Source organism: Pseudoalteromonas sp. ND6B (assembly GCF_000764215.1).
GTDB lineage: Bacteria > Pseudomonadota > Gammaproteobacteria > Enterobacterales > Alteromonadaceae > Pseudoalteromonas > Pseudoalteromonas tetraodonis.
The window spans coordinates 1-14,565 of record NZ_JQFL01000059.1; the positions used below are offsets into that span (position 1 = coordinate 1).

Consider the following 14,565-nt stretch of genomic DNA (forward strand, 5'->3'; position numbering starts at 1 on the left):
TAATTAACCTGAGATCTGGTTAAGCCAACATTAGATTATTACTCTCTAAAATTTCAAGTTCTTGCGATGTTAAATCTAATGACGGCTTTTCCTCTTTTAGGCAATAGGCAATTAATCCACCAAGTAAATTTAGCATAAAGCCATGCATACTGCGGTGTCTAGAGTGTTCAATGTAAGAAATGTTTTTCAATTGATCATTCACCGTTTCGATTATAAATCGTTTTTTCAATAAAGCCCTGTCCCACAATGAAATAAATTTTTTCTTCATATTCTTTCGAACCGTCGTGATCAACTCGACACCTTTTTCTAGTAACTCACCAGAGAGCGCTTTGCTGATATAACCTTTGTCGCCATAGAGTTTTCCGAAGATAGAGTCCGCCATATCAGAAACAGGCTCTCGATCATCCACATTGCCCGTTGTGAGCTTTAGCGCCACAATCTCACCTAAATGATTAATTATTAAATGTAGTTTGAATCCATATGACCAACCCATAGTGCCTTTTCCATGATGAGCAACGCCTTCAAACACTTTATTTCTTTTAGCTCTGATGATGTGACACACTTCTATTTTAGTGGAGTCAACAAATTGTATACCTGTGGGCTTGCCAAGTTTTGATGTGAGGTAACTGCACATCGGAACCACCACACTAGGCATAAGCGCGAGAAACCTTGTGTAGCTCAGCAACTCTGGAAAATAGGCTTTAAGTTGACGGCAAACATAGTGAAGGTAGTAGTTTTTGAAATCTCTGTAATGTGACTGGTGAAAATGGATGATAATAGTCATCACCTCTGACGGAGATAAGCGGCATGCTCTTCGACGTTTAATTTCACCATTTTCGAGCAATATACGCTGCCAGCTTGGGAAAAATAACTTTGAAAAATCATCGACATCACAGTACGTTTCAACTAACTTGTTCATGCTCGTTCCTTTTTGTTCTAATCACTCTTGGTCGAATGATCGGATCATGGAACGAGCATTTAGTTCCTTTAAATTAGTAATTTCTTATCCGAAGCTCAGGTTAATTACATATTACCCAGCTCTATCATCATTGCGGTGTACATACGTAAATTAAGTGCTAGTTGCTCAAGCGTAATAAATTCATGCTCTGAGTGACCGGTGTAGCGCTTACCCGGCATTGATGGGCCAAACGATACGGCATTATCAAATAACTTAGCGTTGGTACCACCACCAATAGAGACAAAATCTGCGTCTTGATCGCCAGTAAAGTGTTTAAAAATATCAAGTAACTTCTGCGCATGGGGCGCGTCATCAAGTAACATGGGTGTACCAATAGTAGTTTTAACATTGGCTAATGTTACTTTATTATCAGCTTGCCATTGAGTAAGCGCACTATTAATTTGCTGTTTTAGTAAGTCAGCCTCTTTACCCATAGGACGACGAGCATTAACCGCTAACGTTAGGTTATTACCGTCTCGTTCAATAACTGTGGGCGCTACCGTCATTGGCCCCATAAAGTCATGTTTATACGCAATATCACCAAACTGTTTACCGTGAATATCTAGGCCAATTAGCTGATTTACAAACTTAATGAGCTGACCGTCGCTGTTGTTTTCAAGCTCAACGGCTTTAAATAGTTCAGCCAAATAAGCAATGGCGTTAACACCTGACTCTGGCTCAGATGAGTGAGCCGACATGCCTTTAACACTAATTAAAGTTCCATCTGTTTGATCATCAAAGGTAAATTCTACTTGCTTAAGAACCTTGGCTGTTTGTTTTAATTGAGCCACCAATTCAGGACTCGCATTATGCAAAGTTAAGCTGGCATCTTCAGGGATTTGGCTAGCAAAGGCACCACCCTTTACATTGCTGACATACACACCTGTTTGTGGTGATGTTGCATCAAATGTTGGCGCAATTAAGCTCCAGCCTTTTTCAGCAACCACTACAGGGTATGAGGCATCAATGGTTATCGCATACTTTGGTTGCTCATAGGTTTTCATAAACTCAGTTAACGGCCCCCAATCAGACTCCTCGGCCAAATAAACCATCAGCTCAATGCGGTTATCAAGGGTTATGCCTTTATCTTTTATGGCTTTCATCGCATATAAAGCGGTGGCTATAGCGCCTTTATCGTCTTCGGTACCTCGGCCAACTAATTTACCCGGCTCTGAGGTATCAATAATAAATGGGCTTTGTTTCCATTTGCTGGCGTTTGCAGGTTGTACATCACCGTGAGTCACTATGGTTACTTTTTCTTTTTGCTCACCCATGCCTATGAGTACGGTATAGCCTAAATCTTGGTAGTCAAAGCCAAGTTCAGCGGCTTTCATTTTTAATAACGCTTTAAAGCCTATAAAGTCGGGGTTTTGTGGTGCGCTGATCTCACTTTTATTAACCGTAGGAAACGATACTAAATTAGTAAGCGTATGCACCTGTGCATTTTGATAGTTATTAACTGCGTAATCGGCCACGCTTTCACTGTGTTTATTTAATTGTGCATGAGCGCTAAATGCACATAAGGCAATACTTGCTAAAGCTAGCTTGTTCAAAACAGATTCCATTTAATTAACAACAAAGAACACTAATTATAACCTCCTTGTAAAGTGACAAACAGCGCTTTGCGGCAGACCTACAAGCAAAGCTTATAATTTATCTAACAGCTTTGAACAAGATGCCTGTATAATGCGCAGCTCAAAATTACGGGGTTAATCATGAATCGCAGAAAAAAAATCGTTACTAAGTTTCAAAAGAAAGATAAGCGTGCTAATGCCAAGCTACATAAAAGCAACAAACCGGCTTATGTTTCAAAAGCAGAGCGCGCAAAGCTTGCTAAGCAAGATGCCGAACAAGCAATTGAGCACGAGGCTAACGAGGTAGTGCAAACAAGCGTTTAATCGTTATTGTGATAGGGTGAGAGGCTTAAATTGAGTGTTAAAAAGCTTAAAGTGAGCCAAATAACGAACCGCCACATAGCAAACTACCCCACTTGCCACAATCAGTTCAAACGTTGCTAAATACTGTATTTGTTTAACAAACTGCAAATCAATACCCTCTGCATGCATCCATGCGGCAAGTTTAAATAACGCGGTAGCACCAATGACCATAGGAAAAGTAAACGCAGCGTAACCTGGGCAAAATGGACGGCGCAGTAATTTAAAGAATGCGACGTAAATTATAAAGGTCATCAGTACTGCAATTCCAAATAACAAGCCAATAATAACCGGTGACGGATCGCTGATAACTGTAAAGTAACCAGCTAACGATAAACTTGCTGGCGCAGCTAAAATAGCTAGTGTAGGCTGTGCAGCATCAGGAATGTGAGCTGCAAAAATGATTCTGTAAATCATCATAGGCAACATAACTGCGTACATCAACATGCCAAAGTAAAGCGCCCCTTGCGCTAAAAACAGCAGTGCCGGATTCCCTGAAAACGCCACATCGGCAACGATGATCCCAACCGGCGGTACAAACCAGCTTGGCACCATATGCTCAATTTTAAATTCAATCACTCGATGAGTAATAAAACTGATTAAAAACACCACATGTAATAAAAATGCACCAACCCAAAGCATATCTCCCGCAAGGGAGTAAAACTGCCCTAAAGAATTAGACACCACTAAAGTAGCCATAGCAAAAGTAGGCACCACACTGCCTACAACTTGGTGGGCTAAATCAGCTTTAAGCAGCTGAGGATGCAGTAAAAACTTAAGTGTTAACAATAGCAATAATACGCTCGCAATAGCGGCACCGGTATATTGCGCTACGCCATTTAGGCTAAACATACTCTCCCAAGCCCAACCTAGGCTGGCAATACCTAATGCCAAACCGCCCATTGGTGTTGGTGCGCCTGATACTTTTGTTTTTATATGTTTAAACATCTCTATTCCACCCTGTGGTTGTAACTTACAGAGAAGTTTACGCTTGCATTTTGTTTAATTAAACCTAATTATATAGAACACACGTTCAGGAAAACTAAACATGGCATAATGAATATTTCACTTAAGCAACTTAAAGTATTTGTAGGCATAACCCAGCACAGCACCCTTACAGCAGCGTCTGAATCATTGTTTCTATCTAAAGCGGCGGTGAGTATGGCGCTTAGCGAACTTGAAAAGCAGTTAGGCCATCCATTATTTGATCGTGTAAATAATCGGTTATTATTAAATCAAGAAGGGCAAAAACTACTGCCCCTTGCTGATGAACTATTAAATCGGGCAAATACTATCGATAACTTATTTTTAGACAACGCTCCTGCCAGCGGAACTTTAAAAATTGGTGCCAGCGATACTATTGGTAATCATGTATTGCCTGCTTTGTTAAGCAACTTTAGAGCACAGCGACAGCATTATTCACAGCAAATACTGATTTCTAATTCGGCACTTATTTGTCAAAAGCTTATAGATTACGAGCTCGATATAGCACTTATTGAGGGCCAAGCCCATCAAAGCGATTTAGTCTCTAATGTGTTTAGCCATGACGCTATGTGTATTATTGCGCCAATAAACCACCCATTGGCTGCAAAAAAGCAACTTAGCTTTAACGACTTAAATAGTAGCCAATGGGTATTAAGAGAAACGGGATCCGGCTCGCGTTCTTTCTTTTTACATAGCCTTGCACCACATATAAAAAATTGGGCACAAAGCGTAGAACTCAACACCACTGAAGCGCTTATAAACTGTGTAGCGAATGGCTTGGGTTTAGGATGCTTATCATCACTCGCCGCACAATATGCCCTAAAAGATGGACGCGTTACACATCTTAATTTAAACCACCCCATGCAAAGGCAGTTTTGGCTAGTAATGCATAAAGACAAATACAAAAACCCGCTATTAACGCAGTTTATAGAATTTTGTCACAAGCAGACTTAAAAATTAATGGCAATAAACCGTCAGATCCGGTTTAAGCTAAAATCGAATCTAACGGCTGGTACTCACTTACTCTCTCACTTTAAAACGCGTAACTCATGGCTAAATTTATAGAGCGCCCCTGCCCTGCCAATTGGTTAAAGCCCTGCGACATATCTTGTTTAAATTCTGCAATACTTACACCTCCTAGTGGTAATTGATAATACTCATCAAGCAGATTGGTAATATCAACACTCACGGTAAGTGCATCCCAACTGGCTTTTGAGCTTAAATTAAGTAAATGATACTGCTCAGTTTGGTTTTCTAGGCGGTTACTATCTACGCGAGTTTTACTATCGACCCACTGCCACGTGAGTGCGTTTTCAAAGCGGCCAACTTGCTGGTTAATGGCAAATTGGCTTTGCAGCGGCTTAATTTGATAAAGCGGCTGATTGGTATCATCGCGCTTACCACGGGTGTTGGTAATATTAGCTTTTAATGACCAACTGCCATACTGCTTAGACTCGTGCAGTGCTAAAACCGCATCTAGCTTTACGCCATAAAGCGTGGCATCTAGATTATTAAACATAAGTACATTACGGGTATTGGTAGCAAGCGCTGTGCGGTTAAAGCTTCTTACTATGTTGGCATCAATATAGTCATTCACGTCGCTCACCCAGACGTTAGCACTTACACGCCAGCTGTCATCTTTTGCCATGCGGGTGTACGTGCTGCTAAGCGTGTGCGCGGTTTCTGGTTTAAGGTTTATATTACCAGTATAGCCATTGCCATCGCCGTACCATCCAATCATGGTGGTGGCCATATTACCTACGCCCCAGCTGTAACGTTCGTATAAATTAGGCGCACGATTTTTACGGGCTAGGCCGATTTGTAGCTCGTCGTTATTGCTTAGTTGATAATTAATCAGCACGTTTGCATCAACTAAATTATCTGTTTGTTTTTTGCTTTGGTTATTAAACTTGTTAGCGGCCATTGCATCACTTGGCATCGCCATGGCCATTGCATTCATTGCAGCCATGCCTGGGTTATATGCTTGCACATCATCAGTGTTGGTCATTACATTTTCAAATCGAATGCCTGCATTTAACCACCAGCGAGTATTTAGTTGGCTTTCATATTCTCCAAGCACTGCAATACGCTGACGCCGGCCATTATTAATATTTTTATAGTCATTTGGTCCCATCATCATTGAGCCCTCAACTGCAGGCCACCAGTCATCTAATTTCATGTGGTGATACTCTTGCGCGAGTAGTAACTGGCTGTTGTTATCAAGCGCTAGTCGCCATTTTAACTGGGTGCTTATATCTTCGGCGTCGGTTTTCATTGGCATTTTTCCGGTTTTTTCTGCGCTAAAAAAACCCATTTCATGCTTTACGTTATGCCAATTTAACTGCGCTTCAAGCTCACTGTTTGTAAAAGCACGCTGATACTGGGCCACTGCGCCATAGCTGGTGTTATCTGTCATATCCATATATTGATTAGCAAAGCCTTGATAGGGTATTTTTTGATGGCTTAGCTTAACCACTAATTGTTGCTTATCATCGCGCATGGCAGCACTTAAACTATGGTTTTGCGCGCGGTATAGGGTATCGAGCACTAAATCGCCGTTACCATCTTCATAACTGTTGGCATCGCTAAAAGCACCTTGATAATTAAAACTAAGTACATCGCTGGCAATGCGCATACCTGCGCCTACCTTTTTGGCGTTATCAAGGGTGTTGTACTGGGCTGACACATAACCTGAATGCCATGCAAGTTCGCTGTTTTCACTGTACTGAGGTGAAATAGAATTAACAGCAATCACACCTGCAATATTATCGCCTCCCGCACTTACTGGAGAAACACCTGCAACCACTTTGTAGCTACTAATTTGATTGGCTGAAATATAAGATAGTGGCGGGTTCATTTGGTTAGCACAGGCGGCGGTGATTTGCGCCCCATCAACCAGTACCGCCACTCTATCGCCCATTAAACCATTTAAAACAGGTAAATTGGCCATGCCAGCAGCGGCAGAAAAGTCCACTCCTAAATCGGTTAATAACGATTCAGATGAGCCCAATGATAGGTGTTTATTTTGTGCTTGGCCATGCACTTCAATCACTTCAATTGAGGTGTCATCTGCAAAAGCAACTGGCGATAATACGCTACTTATAACAAGCGCTAAAGGGGATAATAAATAAGAGGTTAAAGAATTTTTTTTATCAGTCATTATTGATTTACCACAAAATTTTTGTGGGTAAATTATACGTGCTGTAGCAATCTAAAAAGCGCGACATATTGTCGCACTTTGTTAATTTTTAACCCTGTTCGTCGTCAAAAATATCTTCTATTTTTAACTCAAACAACCTTGCTGCCTTAAAGGCCAGTGGCAAGCTGGGATCAAACTTACCTTTTTCAATCGCATTAATAGTTTGGCGAGAAACATCTAGCAGCTCGGCCAACCTTGCTTGGGTGTAGTTATGCTCGGCTCTTAATACCTTTAATCGGTTTTTCATTCATCACCTGCACAATAGTGTTTGTTAAGCACATACACGCTAATTAAATACACTGCTCCCATTAAAAACATTAAATCGGGTATCTGTGCTTTAAAATCAATTAAGCCACTCAATTGCAAATTAGTGTACGCAAGCCCACCTACCAATATTGCACCTAGGGTAAACCCCATGGCACTGAGATGTATTTTTTGCATCAGCTCATCCATCCCCTGTAAGTAACGTTTGTTAGCCAAAATCATTACAATGCCGGCTATTACATTTACAACTATAAAAAAGCCGCTAATTATCTCGGCGCGATCCCAAATTAATGTCGGGCCAAAGCTGCAAATAGCTAAAGTAAAAAGCCATATTAAGGTCCATTTAGCTAGGTAACTGGTATTTTTAATTTGGCGTTGTTTTAAATTTAATTCTGCTTTCATTGCCTTTATCCTGTTTTTAAAAGTAACGTTTACTTTACAAATATCATTCATGCCTTACAAAAAGTCAAGTTAACATTACATTTTAAATTTAACACTGCTTATTTTTGATTGCGTTAATACTTTGCTGAACTTACTTAACCATCCTTTGATTGGCTTAAGTTAAATTTTATTCATCTTAAATTATGGTTTAGTCCATGACGAAGGAGAGCTTTTAATTTAAAATGCACGCCTCTTTACTCCTCATTTCCACATTCAACTAAATAAGCGTGTGTGCTTTATTTTTAAACGCACTGGCGTTTAGTTTGTTATTAAATTTTATTTATTATCTTCAAGGATTTTATATGGCCGTTGATACTACATCGCCGTCGGGTCAGCCCAATAGAACCGCTATTTTAATTGTGCTGGCGTTGGGTACTTTTATTTTGGGGTTATCTGAATTTTCTATGATGCCTATGTTGCCATTAATTAGTGAGGCATTTGGCAGTACCCCGTCACAAAGTGGTTATGCTATTAGTGCTTATGCTCTTGGGGTGGTGGTTGGCGCACCCATTTTAATGTTGGCAACGGCAAATATGCGAAAACGACGAGCGCTATTATTATTTTTAAGCTTAATGTGTATTTCAAACAGTTTAAGTGCATTAGCGACCTCGTTAGAACAACTGGTGCTGTTTAGGTTTTTAAGTGGCCTTCCCCATGGCGCTTATTTTGGTGCCGCGTTATTACTGGCCTCTGATATAGCACCGCAAGGAAAACGCGCTAGCTTTATGTCAAAAGTGTTTATGGGCTTAACCATAGCCACTATCGTTGGTGTGCCGGTGGTGACATTGGTTGGGCAAAATCTTAGTTGGCGTTATTGCCTCGCTGCGGCTGGGGTGTTGGCGTTTATTGCCTTTATTTTTGTTTATTACGTGGTACCCAATGTTAAAAATACTCAAAAATCTAATTTACTAAACGAGTTAGGGGTATTAAAAAATAAACTGGTTTGGTCTATTTTGGGTATTGTTATTATTGGTTTTGGTGGCGTATTTTGTATTTATACCTACGTGGCCGACACTATTTTAGATGTAACCCAATCACCTGCCTATACTATTTCAATTGCGATGGTGATGTTTGGTATTGGCTCCACACTCGGTAATTACATACTAGGAAAAGCAGCCGATAAATCGGCAATTAAAACCACGGGACTAACCCTTGCCTCAACTATTATTTTTGCATTTGCGTATGTAAGTGCCAGCTATAATATTTACTTACTTTATCTGGTGATCTTTTTTATTGGCTGTAGCTTAGGGCTTTCTACTTTAGTGCAAACACTGTTAATGGATGTATCACCTGACGGCCACGCCATGATTGGGGCATTAGTGCAGTGTGCGTTTAATATTGCAAATGCTATTGGACCTTGGGTTGGCGGCATTGCTATTGCAAAAGGGGCAGCGCCAAATCAAACAGGCTATGTTGCTGCGGCTTTATTTTTAGGTGGGCTGTTAATGTGGCTGCTTAGTTATATACAAATTAGCGGCAACAAAACTAAACAGGCACAGCCTTGTTAATAAAAACAAAAAGAGCCGCTAAGCGGCTCTTTTTACATTTTACTCTTTAGCGTATTAAACGCTAATAGATGACATATCAATAACAAAACGGTATCGCACATCAGAGCGTTCCATACGCTCATAAGCGGTGTTAATTTCGTCTATATTGATCATTTCACACTCTGGCAGTACGTTGTGCTCACCACAAAAATCAAGCATTTGCTGTGTTTCTGCAATGCCGCCAATTAACGAACCAGCCACACGACGACGACCCATTAAAAGAGGAACTGTGTTTAGCTCATCTACTGGGCCTACTTGGCCAACAATAACCAAGGTACCATCGATATCAAGTAGTGGTGTGTAAATTGATAAGTCATGCTTTACAGGCACGGTATCAATAATGACATCAAACGCTGACTGCGCATTTTTCATTTCATCATCATTGTTTGATACTAAATAATGCTGTGCGCCGAGCTTAATTGCATCTTCTTTTTTAGACTCTGTACGACCAATAACAGTAACGGTTGCACCCATTGCTACTGCATTTTTAACCGCCATATGACCTAATCCACCAAGGCCTACCACAGCAACACGGCTACCTGTTTTTACACCCCATTTGTGCAGCGGAGAGTAAGTAGTAATGCCAGCGCACAATAAAGGCGCCACTCGCGATAGCTCTAGATTTTTAGGTACTGAAAGCACAAACTCTTCGCGAACTACAACATGCTTAGAGTAGCCACCTTGTGTCATTTCACCGTTTATTCTGTCTTTGCCACTGTAAGTGCCAACCATGCCTTCACGACAAAATTGCTCTTCGTGATTATGACATTGGTCGCAGCTTTGACATGAGTCAACCATACAGCCTACAGCAACGGTATCGCCTTGCTGATATTTAGTAACATCGCTACCAACCGAAATTACTTTACCAACAATTTCGTGCCCTGGTACTAATGGGTATTTACTGCCACCCCAATCGTTTCGCACTGCGTGTAAGTCTGAATGACAGACACCACAATATAAAATCTCTATTGCTACATCGTTATTTCGTAAATCGCGGCGCTCAAAAGAAAACTCTGTAAGTTCAGAACCTTGGCTTTTTGCTGCATATCCGACTGTTTTCATAATAACTCCATAGTTTATTAAAATTTATAACTCACACAGTATGCATTATCAGCTCTGAACATGAACTGACGTAGCAACTGCAAAAAACCCAGCATAATGCTGGGCTATTTTTATCAATTACTGCACCACAACGGCGTTTAACTCGTCAATCAGAGCACTAATACGCTGGGCATTTTTGCCTAAATCGCTTTTACCAATGCGCGATTTACTGCGTATGTCTACCACACGCTTACTGCCTTTGTCGTTAATACGCACGACAACATCATCTTTAAAGCCAAACCAGGTTGTGGTGTCTGTGGCTTCAACAATGCCATTATTAACATCACTATTAACCAGTTCCCAACCAAGGTTTTCCATGGCTTTTGTTGTGGCTGCCACTAACTCTAGTTGCGTTTGGTTGTACTCGAGCGGTTTTAGCTCTGGATATGCTTTTCGTTGTTGCGCTGCAGTTTCTTCACCCGCGTAAGCAACAGGGTTGGGTGCATCAGCACGCAAAGGCACAACCGCAACAAACTCAGGTGGGTTAATTAAATCGGTAGAAATATCATGAATTGGCGGAACACTTTTTGCCGTATTCATCATGTTAAGCGGCATTGCAATAGCAACAGCTGCAAAAATAACCGTGATCACTGCACTGGCTAGGCTCACTGTTTTACGCATAAATAGCACTTGAACTAATAATAAGGCTAATGCTGCCCCACCAACATAAACACCTAATCTAAAACCAGCAAAAGCAGTGCCTAGTTCAACAATATTAAATTTATAAAGGGGTCCCGGTAGTACTACCATTAAAAAAGCGATAAGCCCAACTAAGGTCACTAAATGTTTCATTGCCTACTCCGTTATTGTTATATGGTTATTGTTTTTTTAAACAGCTTTATACTGTTAACACTCCAATTTAGATTACTATGACCGATAAGTATCTATAAAGTCATAATTTATTGCTCTTTTAAAGTAGATAACTTGACTCCTTGGTAAAAATCAACAAACTACGGGGGTAAAATTATCAGGGTATTATTATTTATGAAAACAGAGATTAGTTACCGATTTGAGTCATCACAAGTGGCCAACCGCTTTTTACATGAATTAAAAGATTGGCCAGTCAATGACGTAAAAACACGCCTTTTCAATGGCGGCGACAGCGTTAAAGTAAGCTACGAATATGATGAAAGCGGATTTGATTATACCGTTGCCGAACTTGATGATTTAGCTGAGCAACACGGCGGACAAGAGGTATCGAGTTAAATCGACTTAAACCTAATCTGGTTACGTCCCTCTTTTTTTGCTTGATACAATAACTCATCTGCTGTTTTAATCACCGATTTAGGTTGTATATTTTGCTCAATTATACTGTTTGCATTGATACTCACGCAGCCAATACTAATAGTTAGCTGATTTTGTATATCAGAGCCAATATGATCAATATGTAAATCAATAATGGCGTTTAACAACAAGTTTGATACCTCAACACCTTGTTCATCACTGAGTCGATTAAATAAAAGAATAAACTCTTCGCCACCGTAACGAGCTGCCACCCCCTGATAAAGCAACGCTGTTTTATTTAAAACATTAGCCACTTTTTGCAGTGCAGCATCACCCGCTTGATGGCCATACACATCATTAAATTGTTTAAAGAAATCCACATCAACCAGTAATATCGTTAAAGTACTACGCTCATTTTTTGCTTCGCTCCACTGCTGATCAAATATTTCATCAAATGCACGACGATTAAATAAATGAGTGAGCCCATCTATTTTACTAATTCTCTCAAGCTCTTTATTTTTCTCATTTATTTGCATAAACAAAGCGTTAAAACCTTTAATCAGAACTTGCAGCTCTAAAAACTGATTACTCATTCTTAATGGGCTTAACGTGTTACGAAGTAGCATTTTATTTAATGCCTCAGCTCCGCTTATTAAAGGACGAATAAAATAACGATTAATAATAAATAAGCCCAGCAACGAAATAAGCAAAAACATTATTAGTGTTAACAACAAATCACGGTCTAATAAAATAGGTAGTTGTTGATGATAATGTTTAATATCTATCAGCATAAGTGGCTCATTATTTATATCGAGTAACACTCTTCGCCTTTGAGTAGCAATTTTACCGCCTTGCAAGCTACCCGTTAATTTTTTTAGGTGCGTATCAAACTGTCCATCGGCTGGAATAGAGTGGGTAAGGTCAACCTGTGACACACCGGCAATTTTTTGTATAAACGATGGGCGTACTTTTCTTATAAAAACCATAGCGCCAATTTGTTCACCCGTGTTATTGGTTTTTCTGATCATATGAGATGCAAACATCACTGGTCCATATTGCGTTTTTAAAAAGCCAGAATGTTGTAAGCTGTTATTTTGTGGGGTGATATAGTTGAGAGGTAAAATTGATTTATTTTTTTGGTGTGTTTGTAAGTTAAATTCAGGGGCATCAAAATCATTAACTTGTACATAATTATGTGTTTTAGAGTAAACCAAATTAAAGTTCATATCATAAATAAATACGCCATCAATTTTCAACGATTTAAAGGTATCATCAACAAAGTTTGAGCTAATGTAACGAGAGTCTAGCGTTTGTAAAAACTCATAACTATCGTCCCACACAGCGTAATCATAATTTAGCGTTTTTAAAAATACAAACTCACGTTCTAAGGCAATTTTTACGCTTAGTAACTCTCTGTTTTGGTAATCCTCAATACTTTCCTCAATGTTAGGTAAACTAAAAAAGTAGCGATAACCAACTAGTAAACCAGTGACCATGGTCATTAAAATTAATATGCTTGTTATTACAAAGTATCTAAGTGACATAAGCTCTGCATTTTAGTATTTTAGGTACAGTTGAATGTAAGCTTTAAGTTTAAAGCTTACTGAATCGCCCCGTGTTTGCCAGAGACTCAATAACTTGAGAAACTGGAACTATGAAAAAATCAAATCGCTATACATCAGAATTTCGTGAACGTGCAATTAGGCTTGTTACCACACAACAGCATGAATACCCTTCTCTTTGGGCTGCGCTAGTATCGATTTCAGATAAACTGGGATGTACCCCAGAAACACTTAGAGCATGGGTCAAGAAATCTCAAGCTCAACCGTCTAAACCCTCTTCTAATACGCAATCAACTGAAGAACGCCTTGCCGTCTTAGAGCGCGAGAATAAAGAGCTCAAGCGAACGAATGATATCCTGAGGCAAGCTGCCGCTTTTTTCGCCCAAGCGGAGCTCGACCGCAAACAGAAGTAATAGTGGATTTTATTGATGCTTGCAGAGAGCATTACGGTGTCGAGTCAATTTGCAAGGAATTGCCGATTGCACCATCAACGTATTATTCTCATAAACAGATACAAAGAGAGCCTGAGCGACTGTCTAACCGCAAAAAGCGTGATGCTGAGCTGATAATACTCATTCGCGAAGTGTGGGAGGATAATATGTCAGTTTATGGTGCAAGAAAAATATGGAAGCAGCTACAGCTTGACGACCATCAAGTCGCCCGCTGTACAGTCGAACGATTGATGCGAGTTATGGGAATTCAAGGTGTTCGTCGGGGTAAAGCACATAAGACAACGATACCTGACGAGCAACAAGATAAGCCACTTGATTTAGTTAATCGTCAATTTACTGCTGAGCAGCCAAATCAACTTTGGGTAGCTGACATCACCTATGTTGCCACATGGAGTGGGTTTGTTTATGTCGCTTTCGTGATAGATGTTTTTTCACGATACATTGTAGGTTGGCGTGTATCAACGACAATGCACACAGAGCTTATTCTTGATGCGTTAGAGCAAGCTATTTGGCATCGTGGCAACCCCGAAGGGTTAATTCACCACAGCGACAGAGGCAGCCAATATTTGTCTATACGATACACTGAGCGACTTGCTGAAGCTGGAATTCAAGCGTCTGTAGGCAGTGTGGGTGACTCTTATGACAATGCATTGGCTGAAACAATAAATGGATTATTTAAAACAGAGATTATTCGCAGAAATGGCCCGTGGAAGAATGTTGATGCTGTTGAATACGCAACGTTAGAGTGGGTCAATTGGTTTAATAATCAACGCTTATTATCTTCAATTGGGTATATTTCACCAGCTCAATATGAAACAGACTACTATGATAATTTAAACGAGTCAGGTAAAGTGGCCTGACTTAAACAAACTGGTCTCCGATGAACTCGGGGCGATTCA

The 14,565-nt window shown here is 40.1% G+C and carries 14 protein-coding genes and 1 other annotated feature; of the genes, 5 read left to right on the forward strand and 9 right to left on the reverse strand.

Annotation, left to right across the window (positions count from 1 at the left end):
- Positions 1-19: 19 nt before the first annotated feature.
- Positions 20-919, reverse strand: coding sequence for an IS982 family transposase (locus tag ND6B_RS04970; protein WP_033103763.1), 900 nt, complete (start codon positions 917-919; stop codon positions 20-22).
- 104 nt (positions 920-1,023) lie between these two features.
- Positions 1,024-2,511, reverse strand: coding sequence for a dipeptidase (locus tag ND6B_RS04965; protein ID WP_033103933.1), 1,488 nt, complete (start codon positions 2,509-2,511; stop codon positions 1,024-1,026).
- A gap of 162 nt (positions 2,512-2,673) precedes the next feature.
- Between ND6B_RS04965 and ND6B_RS04960 the strand changes: the two genes are divergently transcribed.
- Positions 2,674-2,856, forward strand: a complete 183-nt coding sequence (locus ND6B_RS04960; protein WP_033103925.1) for a DUF2986 domain-containing protein — start codon at positions 2,674-2,676, stop codon at positions 2,854-2,856.
- A gap of 3 nt (positions 2,857-2,859) precedes the next feature.
- On the opposite strand, the gene ND6B_RS04955 is transcribed toward ND6B_RS04960, so the two are convergent.
- Positions 2,860-3,840: a TDT family transporter gene (locus ND6B_RS04955; protein ID WP_033103926.1), complete on the reverse strand. Its 981-nt coding sequence runs from the start codon at positions 3,838-3,840 to the stop codon at positions 2,860-2,862.
- A 108-nt stretch (positions 3,841-3,948) separates the two neighbouring features.
- On the opposite strand from ND6B_RS04955, the gene ND6B_RS04950 reads away from it, so the two are divergent.
- Positions 3,949-4,830 (forward strand): LysR family transcriptional regulator, encoded by an 882-nt coding sequence (locus ND6B_RS04950; RefSeq protein WP_033103927.1) that lies wholly within the window; start codon positions 3,949-3,951, stop codon positions 4,828-4,830.
- A gap of 79 nt (positions 4,831-4,909) precedes the next feature.
- Here the strand turns inward: ND6B_RS04950 and ND6B_RS04945 are convergent, their stop codons facing one another.
- From ND6B_RS04945 to ND6B_RS04935, 3 genes are all read right to left on the reverse strand, one after another.
- Complete coding sequence (locus tag ND6B_RS04945; protein WP_033103928.1) at positions 4,910-7,036, reverse strand: TonB-dependent receptor plug domain-containing protein; 2,127 nt, start codon at positions 7,034-7,036, stop codon at positions 4,910-4,912.
- Between the two features lie 88 nt (positions 7,037-7,124).
- A complete protein-coding gene (locus ND6B_RS04940; protein WP_008108814.1) occupies positions 7,125-7,322 on the reverse strand; it encodes a helix-turn-helix transcriptional regulator in 198 nt (65 codons plus the stop codon).
- The gene (locus ND6B_RS04935; RefSeq protein ID WP_235420531.1) at positions 7,319-7,741 is read right to left on the reverse strand and encodes a hypothetical protein; all 423 of its coding nucleotides are present in this window, start codon (positions 7,739-7,741) and stop codon (positions 7,319-7,321) included. Before ND6B_RS04935 ends, ND6B_RS04940 begins: the two co-directional genes overlap by 4 nt.
- A 341-nt stretch (positions 7,742-8,082) precedes the next feature.
- On the opposite strand from ND6B_RS04935, the gene ND6B_RS04930 reads away from it, so the two are divergent.
- Positions 8,083-9,288 carry an MFS transporter gene (locus ND6B_RS04930; protein WP_033103930.1) on the forward strand — a complete coding sequence of 402 codons (1,206 nt, stop codon included), beginning with the start codon at positions 8,083-8,085 and terminating at the stop codon, positions 9,286-9,288.
- 54 nt (positions 9,289-9,342) lie between these two features.
- On the opposite strand, the gene ND6B_RS04925 is transcribed toward ND6B_RS04930, so the two are convergent.
- Both ND6B_RS04925 and ND6B_RS04920 read right to left on the reverse strand, forming a co-directional pair.
- A complete protein-coding gene (locus tag ND6B_RS04925; RefSeq protein WP_033103931.1) occupies positions 9,343-10,389 on the reverse strand; it encodes an NAD(P)-dependent alcohol dehydrogenase in 1,047 nt (348 codons plus the stop codon).
- Between the two features lie 117 nt (positions 10,390-10,506).
- Positions 10,507-11,220 carry a DUF1499 domain-containing protein gene (locus ND6B_RS04920; protein ID WP_033103932.1) on the reverse strand — a complete coding sequence of 238 codons (714 nt, stop codon included), beginning with the start codon at positions 11,218-11,220 and terminating at the stop codon, positions 10,507-10,509.
- Positions 11,221-11,412: 192 nt separating this feature from the next.
- Here ND6B_RS04920 and ND6B_RS04915 point away from each other — a divergent pair, with 192 nt between their 5' ends.
- Positions 11,413-11,634 (forward strand): hypothetical protein, encoded by a 222-nt coding sequence (locus tag ND6B_RS04915; RefSeq protein WP_008108632.1) that lies wholly within the window; start codon positions 11,413-11,415, stop codon positions 11,632-11,634.
- Here the strand turns inward: ND6B_RS04915 and ND6B_RS04910 are convergent.
- Positions 11,631-13,196 (reverse strand): sensor domain-containing diguanylate cyclase, encoded by a 1,566-nt coding sequence (locus ND6B_RS04910; protein ID WP_235420547.1) that lies wholly within the window; start codon positions 13,194-13,196, stop codon positions 11,631-11,633. The two genes, ND6B_RS04915 and ND6B_RS04910, sit on opposite strands and share 4 nt — an antisense overlap.
- 110 nt (positions 13,197-13,306) lie before the next feature.
- Here ND6B_RS04910 and ND6B_RS04900 point away from each other — a divergent pair.
- Positions 13,307-14,526 (forward strand): IS3 family transposase gene (locus tag ND6B_RS04900; RefSeq protein WP_089368775.1). Its coding sequence is split into 2 segments (ribosomal slippage): positions 13,307-13,586 and positions 13,586-14,526, totalling 1,221 coding nucleotides; the frame shifts between segments, so codons are not numbered across the junction.
- Positions 13,585-13,701: a sequence feature (AL1L pseudoknot), on the forward strand. Its footprint overlaps the gene before it by 117 nt.
- Positions 14,527-14,565 lie beyond the last annotated feature (39 nt).